General features: G+C 71.4%; 12 protein-coding genes. 10 read left to right on the forward strand and 2 right to left on the reverse strand.

All coding sequences use genetic code 11. The features are described from left to right. Window positions 1–141: 141 nt before the first annotated feature. A complete protein-coding gene (locus IE295_RS17010; RefSeq protein WP_190064505.1) occupies window positions 142–2,778 on the forward strand; it encodes a hypothetical protein in 2,637 nt (878 codons plus the stop codon). Window positions 2,779–2,795: 17 nt separating this feature from the next. On the opposite strand, the gene IE295_RS17015 is transcribed toward IE295_RS17010, so the two are convergent. Continuing rightward, window positions 2,796–4,616, reverse strand: coding sequence for a bifunctional metallophosphatase/5'-nucleotidase (locus IE295_RS17015; RefSeq protein ID WP_190064506.1), 1,821 nt, complete (start codon window positions 4,614–4,616; stop codon window positions 2,796–2,798). 146 nt (window positions 4,617–4,762) lie between these two features. Here IE295_RS17015 and mshD point away from each other — a divergent pair, with 146 nt between their 5' ends. The 7 genes from mshD (at window position 4,763) to IE295_RS17050 (ending at window position 12,251) form a co-directional block, all read left to right on the forward strand. Beyond that, complete coding sequence (gene mshD / locus IE295_RS17020) at window positions 4,763–5,686, forward strand: mycothiol synthase (RefSeq protein WP_190064507.1); 924 nt, start codon at window positions 4,763–4,765, stop codon at window positions 5,684–5,686. 87 nt (window positions 5,687–5,773) lie between these two features. Beyond that, complete coding sequence (locus IE295_RS17025) at window positions 5,774–6,202, forward strand: GntR family transcriptional regulator (RefSeq protein ID WP_190064802.1); 429 nt, start codon at window positions 5,774–5,776, stop codon at window positions 6,200–6,202. After that, window positions 6,199–7,140, forward strand: a complete 942-nt coding sequence (locus tag IE295_RS17030) for an ABC transporter ATP-binding protein (protein ID WP_190064508.1) — start codon at window positions 6,199–6,201, stop codon at window positions 7,138–7,140. The genes IE295_RS17025 and IE295_RS17030 overlap by 4 nt, the downstream gene beginning before the upstream one ends. Continuing rightward, the gene (locus IE295_RS17035; RefSeq protein ID WP_190064509.1) at window positions 7,137–8,162 is read left to right on the forward strand and encodes an ABC-2 membrane transporter-related protein; all 1,026 of its coding nucleotides are present in this window, start codon (window positions 7,137–7,139) and stop codon (window positions 8,160–8,162) included. Before IE295_RS17030 ends, IE295_RS17035 begins: the two co-directional genes overlap by 4 nt. A 276-nt stretch (window positions 8,163–8,438) precedes the next feature. Beyond that, complete coding sequence (locus IE295_RS17040; RefSeq protein WP_224323081.1) at window positions 8,439–10,676, forward strand: RNA degradosome polyphosphate kinase; 2,238 nt, start codon at window positions 8,439–8,441, stop codon at window positions 10,674–10,676. Window positions 10,677–10,731: 55 nt separating this feature from the next. Further along, window positions 10,732–11,802 carry a CHAD domain-containing protein gene (locus IE295_RS17045; protein ID WP_372478829.1) on the forward strand — a complete coding sequence of 357 codons (1,071 nt, stop codon included), beginning with the start codon at window positions 10,732–10,734 and terminating at the stop codon, window positions 11,800–11,802. A gap of 32 nt (window positions 11,803–11,834) precedes the next feature. Beyond that, complete coding sequence (locus IE295_RS17050) at window positions 11,835–12,251, forward strand: NUDIX hydrolase (protein WP_190064512.1); 417 nt, start codon at window positions 11,835–11,837, stop codon at window positions 12,249–12,251. A 51-nt stretch (window positions 12,252–12,302) separates the two neighbouring features. Here IE295_RS17050 and IE295_RS17055 read toward each other — a convergent pair whose 3' ends face one another. Continuing rightward, window positions 12,303–13,100, reverse strand: coding sequence for a class I SAM-dependent methyltransferase (locus IE295_RS17055; RefSeq protein WP_190064513.1), 798 nt, complete (start codon window positions 13,098–13,100; stop codon window positions 12,303–12,305). 235 nt (window positions 13,101–13,335) lie between these two features. On the opposite strand from IE295_RS17055, the gene mshA reads away from it, so the two are divergent. Together mshA and IE295_RS17065 are read left to right on the forward strand one after the other, a co-directional pair. Then, on the forward strand, window positions 13,336–14,697 hold the full coding sequence (mshA, locus tag IE295_RS17060; RefSeq protein WP_372478822.1) for a D-inositol-3-phosphate glycosyltransferase: 1,362 nt from the start codon (window positions 13,336–13,338) through the stop codon (window positions 14,695–14,697). Further along, complete coding sequence (locus IE295_RS17065; RefSeq protein WP_190064514.1) at window positions 14,690–15,193, forward strand: type III secretion system chaperone family protein; 504 nt, start codon at window positions 14,690–14,692, stop codon at window positions 15,191–15,193. The genes mshA and IE295_RS17065 overlap by 8 nt, the downstream gene beginning before the upstream one ends. Window positions 15,194–15,201: the final 8 nt, after the last annotated feature.

Here is a 15,201-nt window from a genome sequence, read left to right on the forward strand (position 1 = left end):
TGCGGTGAAGGACCGCCCGATTTGCCTGCTACAGGATCCGTAGAAGACTGGAAGTGACGACCCGAGCGGTTGGGGGTCGACATGTTGTCTCGCCATGAGAGACACGCTGCCACTGAAGCCTCGTTGCTGCCGGTGCCGCACGTGAAGCGGGCGGTGGTTTTCATGGTGTGTGCGGCTCTGGCATTGGTGTCCGCGGTTCACGCGGTTGGGCAGCGAAAGCCCGCATGGCACGTCACGGGGAACTGGTGGCGGCCGCTCGAGGTGATTTCTGCTGTCGTGATGCAGTGCGTTGCCGGGGTCGCGCGACTGATGACAAGCGCGCCCGACGGGGCGTCGCTCAGCGTGCGTGTCGGGTGCCTGCTGCTGCTCGTGCTCACGTTTGTCTTCTGGCGCCGGGCGATGCTTGCTCGGAATGCCTACCGGCCTGGTCCGGTCGATGTGAGGAAGCTCGTCGCCTCCAGCAAGGAGGTCGAACCGCAAGTCGAGGGTCTCACTGCGCAGTTGCGTAAGTACTTGTCCGAGACCAACCTCTATCCTCCGGCTGCTCTGCCAGCTGAGGCGCCGGCGGAAAATTTCATCGATCTGCTCGGGGATGTTGACCTGGAGCCGAAGAAGCTTGGCACCAGCCTGTTGCGGCTGTTCAGTCAACTGCGACCCAAAGTTGCCTACACGGTCCATGGAGTGCTGCGCGAGAAGTCACAGGAACCGAAGTGCGGTGTGACGATCACGGTGACGTCGTACGCGATGCGAGGTAGCCGTACGGACACGCTCTGGGAGGACACATGGGACGCTGTGGTGCGTGCGGCGGGGAATTGGGTGATGGCCTCGCTCGTGCCGGTGACTCGGGCCGGCACTCGGCCACCCTGGCAGGCATGGCGAGGACGGGACCTCAAGCCTGAGCTGTTCGCCGCATATCAGGACGGTCGGCGCCTCAGCGAAGAGCGGAAGTTCGACGATGCGCTGGAGCGCTTCTACATGGCATTGCGGTACGACCCCGCAAACCTCTACCTGCGGACGCAGGTAGCGGGTATCCAGGAGAAGCTGTGGTTGTTCATGGACGCCCTCGAGACCTATCACGGGGCGATGCTCCTGGACGGGTGCACCAACAGGCAGCGACAGCGGTTCTTGGCGAGAGGGCGGCGGGACCTGCGCAGCCTGTTGCGGCGTCGGTATCGAGGATGGCACGAAGGGCTTCTCGAGGTCCGATACCGCTACGCCATAGTTCTCGGTGTTGGCGAACAGTTGGCGATGCACTGGTGCAGTGATTCCGACAAACGGGCTCATGCGCGCAACGAGATCCGCCAAGCGTTGACACCGGCTATCGCCGATCGGCACTGGAAGGCATTCAGAGGTTGGACGCGTGTCACCAAGGAATCACCTGAGGAGGACGAGGCGGAGAGGATCAGAAAATGGTTGATAGGCCTACTGAAAAGGCATGAAGAGGAATGGCTCATTCGGCTCGTCTTTCAGCAGGCATGTGTTGAGGAGATGCAGCGACTTGCCTGGGATATTCCCTGGTTCCACCTGCTCCCCTTCGGCCGCAGTCGCTACCGTGGCACGCTCACCCGCACGTCACTCCGCCTCAACCGTAAGGTGTGGGCGCCCCTGCGACTGGCTTGGGCTTGGGGCGACGGTAGGCCGAAGGAGGTGAGTTCGATAGCCGGAATGCCGCGCGCGCCGAGATGGATCGGCGATGCAAAGCAGCTGGACAGACGGGTGCGTCGCGTCCGGGACGGGCCCGCATATCCACTGAAGCAGTGGATGAGAGATTGCATCCCCTGGCCGCGCCGACCCTGGCAGGACAGTTACAACACGGCGTGCGTATATGCGGCAGCGATGAATCTCCCGGAGTGCGATCGTGAACCCCTCGCAGTGTGGGCCGTGGGTGAGTTGGAAGACGCGGCACGGGTTGATCGACGCGGCTCCCACTCTGTCATGCGGTCATGGCTGCTCGTGCACGACCCCGATCTGGTGTTGCTGAGGAAAGCGCAAGAGCCCCGCTTCATTCGGTTTGAGCGCGAGGTATACCCGCATTCTTCTCCTGACCATCATCGTCAGGTGTTGCCGGTGGCAGCTGAAATAACGGCCTATCACCGTCGGATACTTCAGAACGCCGCGCAGGTCATGGAGCATATGTGGCGCCTCAGAAGGAAGCAACTTCTTGCCGAGCCGCATGTGGTTGCCGAGTGGTTCAGTAGCGACCGCGAGATGTGGGACTGTGTTTATCAATTCGCCAAGAACGGGGGAAGCGACTGGAGAGACAGGGAAAGACTGCTGCAGGAACTCCGGCGCATCGCCGAGCCACACCTTCTGAGTCAGTACGGGCTGCCGCCCAGCCTGCCTGAACTGGATGATCTCCTCGACGAGGCAGCTCGGTTCGCGCCTGATGGGGCCAGAGACCGAGTCGAGGAGCTCGTGGGGAAAACAGTGAAACGCCTTGATGACCTCAGTAGTGCCCTGCGGGTAGAGCGGAATGGGGCCAAGAACTCTAACTCCCCGATAATCCGCAGCGAGCAATGGCTCACTTCGGTCAGAGAAAATCCGACCCTCTCCATAGTGGCGCCGCGGAGTGCTGCGTGGCATGTGTGCTGGGACTATGAGGAGGCATGGCACGCACTGGGCGAAGAGCTCAACTTTGAGTTGGAGCAGGACATCATGGGTCGGCCGCAGGAAGGACCCTTGCAGGCTGCGGTGCGAAACCTCCGGGCGCCGCCGAAGCCCTGGCCCTTCATGCGGGCTCGGGCCGCCCCCCGAAGGAGGCGGCGTCCGAGCCCGTAGCCGCTACTTCACCGCCGCTACTTCACCACCGTGATCCGCTCCGCCTTCGGCGGGGCCAGCGGGGAGGTGGGGGAGGAGTGGGCCTGCAGGTAGGAGACGAAGACGTCGAGGTCCGAGGCCGCGACGAGCTTGTTCGTGCCCTCCTTGAAGGCGGGGAAGCCGTCGCCGCCGCCCATCAGGAACTCGTTGGCCGCGACGCGGTAGGTCTTGGCCGGGTCGATGGGGGCGCCGTTGAGCTTGACCGAGGAGGCGACGACGCGGTCCGCGCCCTTCTTCGTCAGGTCCAGGGTGTAGGTCAGGCCCTTGCTGACCTGCAGGATCTTCGGGCTGGGCTCGTTGGGGCCGCTGACCTGCTGCTGCAGGGCCGCGATGACCTGGGCGCCGGTGAGGTCCTTGAGCTGCATGAGGTTGGTGAAGGGCTGGACCGTGAAGGCCTCGCCGTAGGTCACGACGCCGTCGCCCTCGCCGCCAGAGGCCTTGTGGGCGAGGTCGGAGCGGATGCCGCCGGGGTTCATGAAGGCGATCTGGGCGCCGCCCTTGTCCTTGGGCGCGAGGGCCTCGAGCTGGGCGTCGGTGATGACGTCGCCGAGCGGCTTCTCGTAGTCCTCCGAGCCGCGGCCGTTGATGTCGGCGGTGATGTAGCCGACCGGCTTGTTGGCGACGGGGGCCGCGAGGGTCTTCCAGCGGTCGATGAGGCGGGTCATGTCCGCGGCCTTGGGCTGCTCGCGGTCCACGACGTGGTTGGTGGCGCGGGGGCCCTTGACGCTGGTGCGCACGATGTCTTTGGTGCGGCGGTCGTACGTCAGCGTGGTGTCGGTGTAGAGGCGGCCGAAGGAGGCGGCCGAGGTCACCGTGCGCGGGGCGCCCGACGGGTCGGGGATGGTGCAGGCGTAGGCCTGGTGGGTGTGGCCGGTGACGATGGCGTCGACCTTGGGCGTGACCTGCTTGGCGATGTCGACGATCGGGCCGGAGATGCCCGCGCCGGCGCCGGGGGTGTCGCAGTCGTAGTTGTACGAGCCGGACGCCGGCATGCCGCCCTCGTGGACGAGGGTGATGATCGACTTCACGCCCTGGCGGTCGAGCTCCTTGGCGTACTTGTTGATCGTCTCGACCTCGTCGCGGAACTTCAGGCCCTTGACGCCCTCGGCCGTGACGACGTCCGGGGTGCCCTCGAGGGTGAGGCCGATGATGCCGATCTTCACGCCCTTGTGCTGCCAGATCGTGTACGGCTTGAGGATCGGCTTGCCGGTCTTCTCGTCCGTGACGTTCGCCGCGAGGTAGGGGAAGTCGGCGCCCTTGAAGGTCTTGCCCTTCTCGAAGCAGCCGTCCTTGGGGTGGCAGCCGCCGCGCTGCATGCGCAGCAGCTCGGCGCGGCCCTCGTCGAACTCGTGGTTGCCGACGGAGGTCGCGTCCAGCTTGATCTTGTTGAGCGCCTCGATGGTCGGCTCGTCGTGGAAGAGGCCGGTCATCAGCGGGCTCGCGCCGATCATGTCGCCGGCCGCCGCGGTGATCGAGTACTCGTGGCCCTTGCGGGCGGTGCGCAGCGAGTTGGCGAGGTACTCGACGCCGCCCGCCGGTATGACCTTCTTCGTGCCGTCGGCCTGGGTCTCGGTGACGGTGCCCGAGGAGCCCTGCGGGGGCTCGAGGTTGCCGTGCAGGTCGTTGAAGGAGAGCAGCTGCACGTCCACCGTGCGGCCGCGGCCCTTTCCGTACGCGTCCGAGGCGCCGGCCGCGGCGGTGCCGGCGGTCAGGGCGCCGGCGGTGGCGGCGAGGACGGCGGTGGCGGCGGTCAGCCGTCTGATGGTGCTGCGCTTGCGCGGCGGCGGCTTCGCGGGCATGTGTTCCCCTTTTGGTGAAAGTGCTGGGGGTGTATCAGGTCGGGCGCAGCATACGGTCGACGCGCGTAGCCCGGCAGGTGGGGTGAGGTAAAGGACGGGTGACTTGTGCCGCATCCCGGGCGGCGGCCAAGTCGTAGGCTCACCTCATGAGTGACGTGGTGAACGACGTGAGCGGACAGCGGCGCATCGAGGTGCTGGAGGAGCTGGCGCCCGGGCAGGTGGCGGACGTGCTGCGCCTGATCGGGGAGGCCGCCGCCGCGGACGGGCAGCCGGCCGTATCCGAACAGGGGCGCCTGCAGCTCAAGGGGCGGCGCGCGGGCGTGCTGCACGTCCTGCTGCGCGCCATGGACAAGGAGCTGGTGGCGTACGGCCAGCTGGAGGCGAACGACCCGGTGGAGGCGCCGGCCGGCGAGTTCGTGGTGCACCCCGACCACCGGGGGCACGGGCACGGGCGGGCGCTGGGCAACGCCCTGCTGACCGAGTCCGGCAAGCGGCTGCGGGTGTGGGCGCACGGCGGCCACCCGGCCGCCCGGCACCTGGCGCAGGTGCTGGGGCTGAGCCTGTTCCGCGAGCTGCGCCAGATGCGCAGGCCGCTGACGGACCTGGAGCTGCCGGAGCCGGTGCTGCCGGCGGGCGTGACCGTACGGGCCTTCCGGCCGGGCGAGGACGACGAGGCGTGGCTGGCGGTGAACGCGGCCGCGTTCGCGCACCACCCGGAGCAGGGGTCGCTCACGCAGCGGGACCTGGACGACCGCAAGGCGGAGGCCTGGTTCGACGCGGACGGCTTCTTCCTCGCCGAGAAGGGCGGCGAGATCGTCGGCTTCCACTGGACGAAGGTGCACGCCGACGAGGGTCTGGGCGAGGTCTACGTACTGGGCGTGCGGCCCGGCGCCCAGGGCGGCGGGCTCGGCAAGGCGCTGACCACGATCGGCCTGCGGCATCTGGCGGACAAGGGGCTGCCGACGGCGATGCTCTACGTCGACGCCGACAACGCCGCCGCCGTCAGCGTCTACGAGCGGCTGGGGTTCGCCACGCACGAGACCGACCTGATGTACCGGACCGAGAGCTGACCCTCCTGTCAGCGGCGCTGCCGGGCCGCTGATTGACAGGCACACACCCTTCCATCACCCTTTCACTAGTCAAATAGTGAAAGGGTGATGTGCGTGGTCGAGTTCCGCATCGACCGGCGCAGTGGAGTCGCCACCTATCTCCAGATCGTGCACCAGGTCGAGCAGGCCCTGCGCCTGGGCCTGCTCGCACCCGGCGACAAGCTGCCCACCGCCAAAGAGGTCGTCGCGGCCACCGCCATCAACCCCAACACCGTCCTGAAGGCCTACCGCGAGCTCGACCGCGCGGGCCTGGTCGAGGCGCGCCCCGGACTGGGAACGTTCGTACGGAAGTCGCTGGCGCGCGCGGGCGCGGCCGCCGACTCCCCGCTGCGCGCCGAGCTGGCCGACTGGATGGCACGCGCCCGCGCGGCCGGGCTCGACCGGGAGGACGTGGCCGCGCTGGTCGCCTCCGTCCTGAGGGAGGGCTTCGGGGACCACGTGCCGGCGGGACACCACGCGAGTGAGGGGACTGCATGACCGAACTGACCTTCCTCCCCGACCGGACCGCCCTGGAGGCGGTCGGGCTGCGGGCGAGGTACCGCAGGCGCGAGGCCTTACGCGAGTGCACCTTCCGGGTGCCGGCCGGCCGGGTGTGCGCCCTGGTGGGCCCCAACGGCGCGGGCAAGTCCACGCTGCTCGCCGTCGCGGCCGGGCTGCGCCGCCCCTCCGGCGGCCGGCTGCGCGTCCTCGGCGGCACCCCGGGCGACCCCGCCGTACGCCCCCGCGTCGCCTACCTCGCCCAGGACAAGCCGCTCTACCCGCACTTCACCGTCGCCGAGACCCTGAGCATGGGCCGCGCCCTGAACCCCGGCCGCTGGGACCAGGCCGTCGCCGAGCGGCTGGTGCGCGAGGGAAACCTTTCGCTGAACGCGCGCGTCGGCTCCCTCTCCGGCGGCCAGCGCACCTGCGTTGCTCTGGCCTTCGCCTTCGGCAAGCGGCCCGAACTGCTGCTGCTGGACGAGCCGATGAGCGACCTCGACCCGCTCATGCGGCACGGGATGATGGCCGCCCTGATGGCCGAGGCCGCCGAGAACGCCACCACCGTCGTCATCGCCTCGCACATCCTCAGCGAGCTCGAGGGCACCTGCGACTACCTGCTGCTGATAGCCGACGGCCGGGTCCGGCTCGCGGGCGAGGTCGAGGACCTCATCTCCGCGCACCGGCTCGTCATGGGCCGCTACGAGGACGTCGGCACGCCCCGCGAGTTCGCCGCCCACACGATCGTGGAGGCGCGGACGACGGGCCGTCAGCTCACCGCGCTCATACGCCCCGAGGGGCCCATCAGCGGCACGTGGGAGATCACCGAACCCTCCCTCGAGGAGCTGCTCCTCGGCCATCTACGGGCGCCCGGCGCCCCCGCGCTCATCGCGCCGAGCGCCGAGCCGCGCATGCCGGCCTCGAGGTGGGCGGCATGAGCACGGAGGCCGCCCCGGGCGCGCCCTCCCCGGGCATGCGGAAGGGCGGCGACGCCGAGGGCGGCTCCGGGACGGCCGGGCTCGTCCGGCTGACGCTGCGCCGGCACCGCGCCACGGCGTGGGCCGCGCTGGGCACGCTGGTCGCGCTCCTGGTGGGGCTGGTGTTCCTGCGGGCCGCGATCGTCGACCACGTCCGCACCCACCGCCTCGACACCCGCTGCGTGGCGGATTGGGGCTGCGGCTTCTCGAGCGAGGCCGCCAACGCCTTCCGCGACGCCTTCGGCGACCCGCTGCACTACACCGGCCGGCTGATCGAATTCCTGCCGCTGGTGATCGGGCTGTTCGTCGCGGGGCCCATGATCGGGCGGGAGATGGAGAGCGGTACGTACAAGCTCGCCTGGACCCAGTCCGTCTCGCCGGCGCGATGGCTGGCGGTCAGGCTGGCGGTCCCGGCCGTGGCCGTGCTGGCCGGGCTCTCGCTGCTGTCCGCCGCCTACACCTGGACCTGGCGGGCCGTGCCCGTGGGGACGCTGCCGGAGGAGTGGTGGTCCCGGTCGTACGACATGCTCGGCGTCGTCCCCGTCGCGCACGCGCTGCTCGCGGTGGCCGTGGGCGCGCTGGTGGGCCTGGCGGTCAAGCGCACCCTGGCGGCCATGGGCGGCACGCTCGTGACCTACTCCGCGCTGGTGTGGGGCCTGCAGTCGCTGCGGCCCCGGCTGACCGGCACGGTCACCGAGCTCTCCGCCGAGATGCCGGGGCTGATCAAGGGGGAGGGGGACGCCTGGATCGTCGAGCGCGGCCTGATCGCCCGGTCGGGGGGCCGCATCCCCGAGCCGGACTGCGGGGTGGGCGTCGAGCCGGCGCGCTGCGCCGAGCAGCACGGTGCCACCGGGTGGTACCTCGACTACCACCCGTCGTCGCACCTGTGGACCCTGCAGTGGACGGAGGCCGGCATCGCGGTGGCGCTCGCCGCGCTGACGGCGGCCGCCTCCGTGTGGCTGATCCGCCGCACGTACCCCTGAGGCGCATCCATGAGGCACGCGCGCGTACCCCTGAGAACAGCCGCACGCACCTCCTGAGACACCCGAAAACCCCGGTTCCCCGCCGGGCGGGCCGCCGCATCCGGCCCGTCCGGCGATTCCTCCACGTCACGTGCGCGTTACCCGTGATTCAACCTCGGTTGCGAGCCTTGCCCAATGCAGCCCGCAACGCCTCGCGCACCCGAACGACGGCTTCGCGCCGCCCCCGCGTCCACCGCCGACGCGCCGGTGCTGCCCGGGAAGCGGAACAATGAAGACATGGACCGGTCGTCCGGCGCACGTGCGCACGACAACACCGACTCGGTAGGGTTCATCGCGGCCCACCGGCCGAACGCGGCTGTCGTGGCGGGCGTGCCACAGCTGGGGGACGAGCTGGACGCGTACGAGCTCAAGGGCGTGGCCCCGGCGGAGGACCGGTCGGCCGAGGCGCTGCCCGAGGGGCGCTTCCTGGACCGCGAGCGCAGCTGGCTGGCCTTCAACGAGCGGGTGCTGGAGCTGGCCGAGGACCCGGCCACCCCCCTGCTGGAGCGGGCGAACTTCCTGGCGATCTTCGCCAGCAACCTCGACGAGTTCTTCATGGTCCGCGTCGCCGGCCTCAAGCGCCGCATCGCCACCGGCGTCGCCACCCGCTCGGCCTCCGGGCTGCAGCCCCGCGAGGTGCTGGAGCTGATCTGGACCCGCTCCCGTGAGCTCATGGCCCGGCACGCCGCCTGCTACCACCAGGACGTCGCCCCCGAGCTCGCCGAGCAGGGCATCCACCTGATCCGCTGGCCCGAGCTGACCGACAAGGAGCAGGGCAGGCTCTTCACCCTCTTCCGGCAGCAGATCTTCCCCGTGCTGACGCCGCTGGCCGTCGACCCCGCCCACCCCTTCCCGTACATCTCCGGGCTCTCGCTGAACCTGGCCGTCGTGGTGCGCAACCCCGTCAGCGGGCACGACCACTTCGCGCGCGTGAAGGTGCCGCCGCTGCTGCCGCGCTTCCTGGAGGCGTCCCCGCAGCGGTTCGTCCCGCTGGAGGACGTGATCGCGGCGCACCTCGAGGAGCTCTTCCCCGGCATGGAGATCCTCGCGCACCACATGTTCCGGGTGACGCGCAACGAGGACCTCGAGGTCGAGGAGGACGACGCCGAGAACCTCCTGCAGGCCCTGGAGAAGGAGCTCATGCGGCGCCGCTTCGGCCCGCCCGTGCGGCTGGAGGTCGAGGAGACCATCGACCCGTACGTCCTGGACCTGCTCGTGCGCGAGCTGAAGGTCTCCGACGCCGAGGTCTACCCGCTGCCCGGGCCGCTCGACCTCACCGCGCTCTTCGCCATCGGCTCGCTGGACCGGCCCGAGCTCAAGTACCCGAAGTTCGTGGCCGGAACGCACCGCGACCTCGCCGAGGTCGAGTCGGCCTCCGCGCCGGACATCTTCGCGGCGCTGCGGGAGCGGGACGTGCTGCTGCACCACCCGTACGACTCCTTCTCCACCTCCGTGCAGTCCTTCCTCGAGCAGGCCGCGGCCGACCCGGACGTACTGGCGATCAAGCAGACGCTGTACCGCACCTCGGGCGACTCGCCGATCGTCGACGCGCTCATAGACGCCGCCGAGTCCGGCAAGCAGGTCCTCGTCCTCGTCGAGATCAAGGCGCGCTTCGACGAGCAGGCCAACATCAAGTGGGCCCGCAAGCTCGAGGAGGCCGGCTGTCACGTGGTCTACGGGCTGGTGGGGCTCAAGACGCACTGCAAGCTGTCGCTGGTGGTGCGGCAGGAGGGCGAGAATCTGCGCCGGTACTCGCACGTGGGCACGGGCAACTACCACCCCAAGACGGCCCGCCTCTACGAGGACTTCGGGCTGCTGACCGCCGACGCGCAGGTGGGCGCGGACCTCTCCGACCTGTTCAACCGGCTCTCCGGCTACTCGCGGCGCGAGACCTACCGGCGGCTGCTGGTCGCGCCCAGATCGCTGCGCGACGGGCTGGTCTCCCGGATAACCAAGGAGGTCGCGCACCACCGGTCCGGGCGGCCCGCGTACGTGCGCATCAAGGTCAACTCGATGGTGGACGAGGCCGTGATCGACGCCCTGTACCGCGCGGCGCGGGCCGGGGTGCCGGTGGACATCTGGGTGCGCGGCATCTGCGCGCTGCGGCCGGGCGTGCCGGGGCTGTCGGAGAACATCCGGGTGCGCAGCGTGCTGGGACGGTTCCTGGAGCACTCGCGCGTCTTCGCCTTCGGCAACGGCGGCGAGCCGGAAGTCTGGCTGGGCAGCGCGGACATGATGCACCGCAACCTCGACCGGCGCATCGAGACGCTGGTGCGGGTCAACGACCCCGCCCACCGCACCTCGCTCAGCAAGCTGCTGGAGCTCGGGGTGTCCGACCGCACCGCCTCCTGGCACCTGGGCCCGGACGGCAACTGGACGCGGCACGCCACGGACGCCGACGGGCAGCCGCTGCGGAACGTGCAGGAAATGCTCATTGACGCCCGGAGGCGCCGGCGTGGCTCAGCGACCTCATGACCCGCCGGTTACGGGCGCGGTACCGGCCGCCGCTGCCGCTGGGGGGCAGGAAATGATGATGACGAATCCGTACGGTCCGGCCGGGCCGGCCGGAGTGCCCGTGTCCGTACCCGTGTCGGTGTCCGTGGCCGCGGGCACGGCGACCGCCGGGGACGTGCTCTCGGGGTATCTGCACGGGCAGGCCGCGGAGTTCCTGCGCAGCCTGCGGCTGCACGCGGAGAGCGGCGCGGCCGCGGAGGACGCGAGCGAGGCCGCCCGGATGCTGCGGCGCTCCGCCCGCCGCATCGCCGGGGTGCTGCACGTCTACCGCCCCCTCACCGACACCGCGTGGACGGACCAGCTCCGCGGCGAACTGGTGTGGCTGACCGGCGTGCTGGGGCGCGAGCACGCGTACGCGGCGCGACTCGCGCGACTTCGGGGGGCGCTGCACCGGCTGTCGGGGGCGGACGGGGAGCCGGACGGCCCCGGAACGCTGACGGTCGGGGCGGCGCGGGCCGGCGCCCTGCTGGACCGCCAGCTCAGCCTCGCCCGCACCCGCTCCCACTCGGCGGCCCTGCAGGCCCTGGGCTCGTCCCGCTTCCACGCCCTGGCCGACGCGGTCGCCGTGCTGGCCTCCGAAGTACCGCTGGACCCGGCGGCCCGCGACCTGCTCGCCCGGGAGGCGCTGCCCTGCCTGGTCGAACAGACGCAGCGGCGGCTGACCGACGCGGTGGAGACGCTGCCCCTGGGCGTGGCCGGCCGCCCGTACAACGCGGAGGCGCTGGTGCACGGCCTGGCGGCGACGCCGTCCGCCGACTCGCCGCCCGCCGAGTCGCGCCAGGACGCGCCCTGGCACCAGGCGCGCCGGCTGATCCGGCTGCGGCGCTACGCCCAGGAGGTGCTCGACGAGCACGAGCAGGGCGAGGCGGAGCCCTCGCTGTCGGTACGGCTGCTGGGCGCGGGGCAGGCGCTGGACCGGCACCGCGACGCCGCCGAGGCGGCCGCGGCCGCGGCGTCCGCCGCCCGCACCCCGCGCATCGCCCCCGCCACCGCGTACGCCCTCGGCGTCCTGCACGCCGACCAGCGGCACGAGGTGGAGTCGGCGCGCTACGCCTTCGGGCGGATCTGGCAGCGGGTGGCGACGTGAGGCGGGGTGACGACGTGTGCCGGGGTGACGGCGTGAACGAGCGGGGCGGCGGCGGCCTGGTGCGCGCGGCGGGGTGCGTGCTGTGGCGGCGCGGCGAGAGGCACCCCATCGAGGTCGCGCTGGTACACCGGCCGAAATATGATGATTGGTCCTGGCCGAAGGGAAAGCTCAAGCGCGGCGAGGACCCCCTGCGGTGTGCGGTGCGCGAGGTGCTGGAGGAGACCGGGATGCGGTGCGTGCCGGGGGCGGCCCTGGAGACGTCGCGGTATCTGGTGGACGGCCGGCCGAAGGAGGTCCACTACTGGCTGGCGGAGGCGGTGGGCGGTGCGTTCGCCCCGAACAAGGAAGTGGACGAGGTGGTGTGGCTGCCGCCGGCCGACGCGAGGCTGTGGCTCACCCACGACCGGGACCGGCCGCTGGTCGACGCGCTGCTCGCCGAGCTGGGCTGAACCCCGGCCCGATCCCCGGCCCCGGGACCGGGCTCAGCCCTGGAACCGGCCTCAGCCCCGGGGCGCCAGCGCGTCCCAGCGGAGGGTCAGCTCCCCCTGGCGCCACCGGTGGGGGCCGTCCACGACGGGCCAGTCGGCGCGCAGCGTGGCGGCCGTGCGGATCCACCGCTGGCGCGCGCTGAGCGCCCCGTACGGAGCCAGCGCCGCCCACGCCCGGTCGAAGTCGCGCAGGAAGGCGTGCACGGGCTCGCCGGGGACGTTGCGGTGGATGAGCGCCTTCGGCAGGCGTTCGGCGAGGTCGGAGGGGGTGCCGAGGGAGCCCAGCCGCGCCGCGAAGGTCAGCGTGCGGGGGCCCTCCGGGCCGAGTGCCACCCACACGTGGCGGCGGCCGATCTCGTCGCACGTGCCCTCGACGACCAGGCCGCCCGGTGCGAGGCGCGCGCACAGCCGCGCCCAGACCTCGTCGACCTGGTCCTCGTCGTACTGCCGCAGGACGTTCGCGGCCCGGATCAGCAGCGGCCGCCGCCCGCCCGGCAGCGGCACCTCGAAGCCGCCGTGCGCGAAGGACAGGCCGTCGCGTTCGTAGGGCTTGGCGGCCGCGACCCGGGCCGGGTCGATCTCGACGCCCACGACCTGCGCGTCCGGCCGGACGGTCCGCAGCCGCCCGAGCAGCTCGACGGCCGTCCAGGGCGCGGCGCCGTACCCGAGGTCCACGGCGACCGGGTCGGCCGCCCGCCGCAGCGCGCCCGCGTGGGCGGCGGCGATCCAGCGGTCCATGCGGCGCAGCCGGTTGGGGTTGGTGGTCCCCCGGGTGGCGGAACCGATCGGGCGGGACCGGACGGACATCATGCGAATACCGTACCGGGCGCCCGGAACGGGCCCTCCGGCCGCCGGACGGTGCCCGCCGGGAGGGCCGGCACGGTGGCCGGTGCGCCGGGCTTCATCACGCTTTGGCAAAGTGGAAATGGCAGCCCGCCCTCGTCGCGTTGGCAGGGGGGAGAGCACGCAGGACCAGCACGCAGCACGGCACGGAGCACGTCCCCAGGGGCGGACAGCCCTCGACGGTGGACGGAGGATACGCACGGTGAGCCAGTACGCAACCCGGCTCGGCGCCCGCCGCGGCCGTACGCTCGGCCCCTTCCCCAAGCCCCAGCGACTGCGTCTGGGCAGTCCCCGGCGCCCCCGGCGCGTGGCCATGCTCAGCGTGCACACCTCCCCCCTGCACCAGCCCGGCACGGGCGACGCGGGCGGCATGAACGTGTACATCGTGGAGCTGGCGAAGCGGCTCGCCGCGATCAACATCGAGGTCGAGATCTTCACCCGCGCCACCACCGGCGCCCTCCCGCCCACCGTGGAGCTGGCCCCCGGCGTGCTCGTGCGGCACATCGACGCGGGCCCCTACGAGGGGCTGGCCAAGGAGGAGCTGCCCGCGCAGCTGTGCGCCTTCACGCACGGCGTGATGCAGGCCTGGGCCGGCCACCGGCCCGGCCACTACGACCTCGTGCACTCCCACTACTGGCTCTCCGGCCACGTGGGCTGGCTCGCCGCCGAACGCTGGGGCGTCCCGCTCGTCCACGCCATGCACACCATGGCCAAGGTCAAGAACGCCGCCCTCGCCGAGGGCGACACCCCCGAGCCCACCGCCCGGGTGATCGGCGAGACCCAGATCGTCCGCGCCGCCGACCGGCTCATCGCCAACACCGAGGGCGAGGCCGCCGAGCTCGTCCACCACTACCAGGCCGACCCCGCCAAGGTCGCCGTCGTGCACCCCGGCGTGAACCTCGACCGCTTCCGTCCCGCCGACGGCCGCGCCGCCGCCCGTGAGCGGCTCGGGCTGCCGGCCGACGCCCTGATCCCCCTCTTCGCCGGCCGCATCCAGCCCCTCAAGGCGCCCGACGTGCTGCTGCGCGCGACGGCCGAGCTGCTGGAGCGGCGGCCCGAGCTGCGCTCGCGGATGGTCGTGCCCGTCGTCGGCGGCCCCAGCGGCAGCGGCCTCGCCCGGCCCGAGGGCCTGCAGAAGCTGGCCGCCCGCCTCGGCATCGCCGACGTCGTCCGCTTCCGCCCGCCGGTCGGCCAGGAGAGCCTCGCCGACTGGTACCGGGCCGCGTCCGTGCTCGTGATGCCCTCCCACAGCGAGTCCTTCGGGCTGGTGGCGGCCGAGGCCCAGGCCTGCGGCACACCGGTCGTCGCGGCGGCGGTCGGCGGCCTGCCGGTGGCCGTGCGCGACGGGGTCAGCGGCTTCCTCGTCGACGGCCACGACCCCGCCGACTACGCCACCGCCCTCGGCCGCTTCGCCGACGACCCGCACCTGGCGGACCGGATGGGCGAGGCGGCCGCCCGGCACGCGCGCTCCTTCGGCTGGGACACGGCGGCCGCCGGCACGGCCGAGGTGTACACCGCGGCGATGGCCGAGCGGCGGCGTCGCCTACGCTCTGCTCATGTCTGACGCGAAGACCACCATCGAGCAGGCGCTGCGGGAGGCGGAGCTCGAGTGGGAGAGCCCGGCCGGCGCCGACGGCACGTACGTCGTGAAGCTCCCCGGCACGCGCAAGCTCTCGACGACCGTCTCCCTGGTCGTCGGCAACCACTCGCTGTCCGTCAACGCCTTCGTCGTGCGCTGTCCCGACGAGAACCACGAGGCCGTGCACCGCTGGCTGCTGGAGCGCAACACCAAGCTCTACGGCCTGGCCTACGCCGTCGACCGGCTCGGTGACGTCTACCTGGTGGGGCGGCTGCCGCTGGCCGCGGTGACCCCGCAGGAGATCGACCGGATACTGGGCCAGGTGCTGGAGCACGCGGACGGCAGCTTCAACACGCTGCTGGAGATGGGCTTCGCGAGCGCGATCCGCAAGGAGTACGCGTGGCGCACGTCGCGCGGCGAGTCGACGCGCAACCTGGACGCCTTCGCGCGCCTGACGCGCGAGGAGGGCGACGGGTCGTAGGACCCGTC

Origin of the sequence: Streptomyces griseocarneus (genome assembly GCF_014655595.1) — a bacterium.
Taxonomy (GTDB): Bacteria; Actinomycetota; Actinomycetes; order Streptomycetales; family Streptomycetaceae; genus Streptomyces; species Streptomyces griseocarneus.

Excerpts from the sequence above, each read along its gene's own strand:
- IE295_RS17015 (WP_190064506.1), bottom strand. The coding sequence starts at position 4,616 with ATGCCCGCGAAGCCGCCGCCGCGCAAGCGCAGCACCATCAGACGGCTG.
- mshD (WP_190064507.1), top strand. The coding sequence starts at position 4,763 with ATGAGTGACGTGGTGAACGACGTGAGCGGACAGCGGCGCATCGAGGTG.
- IE295_RS17025 (WP_190064802.1), top strand. The coding sequence starts at position 5,774 with ATGTGCGTGGTCGAGTTCCGCATCGACCGGCGCAGTGGAGTCGCCACC.
- IE295_RS17030 (WP_190064508.1), top strand. The coding sequence starts at position 6,199 with ATGACCGAACTGACCTTCCTCCCCGACCGGACCGCCCTGGAGGCGGTC.
- IE295_RS17035 (WP_190064509.1), top strand. The coding sequence starts at position 7,137 with ATGAGCACGGAGGCCGCCCCGGGCGCGCCCTCCCCGGGCATGCGGAAG.
- IE295_RS17040 (WP_224323081.1), top strand. The coding sequence starts at position 8,439 with ATGGACCGGTCGTCCGGCGCACGTGCGCACGACAACACCGACTCGGTA.
- IE295_RS17045 (WP_372478829.1), top strand. The coding sequence starts at position 10,732 with ATGATGACGAATCCGTACGGTCCGGCCGGGCCGGCCGGAGTGCCCGTG.
- IE295_RS17055 (WP_190064513.1), bottom strand. The coding sequence starts at position 13,100 with ATGATGTCCGTCCGGTCCCGCCCGATCGGTTCCGCCACCCGGGGGACC.
- IE295_RS17065 (WP_190064514.1), top strand. The coding sequence starts at position 14,690 with ATGTCTGACGCGAAGACCACCATCGAGCAGGCGCTGCGGGAGGCGGAG.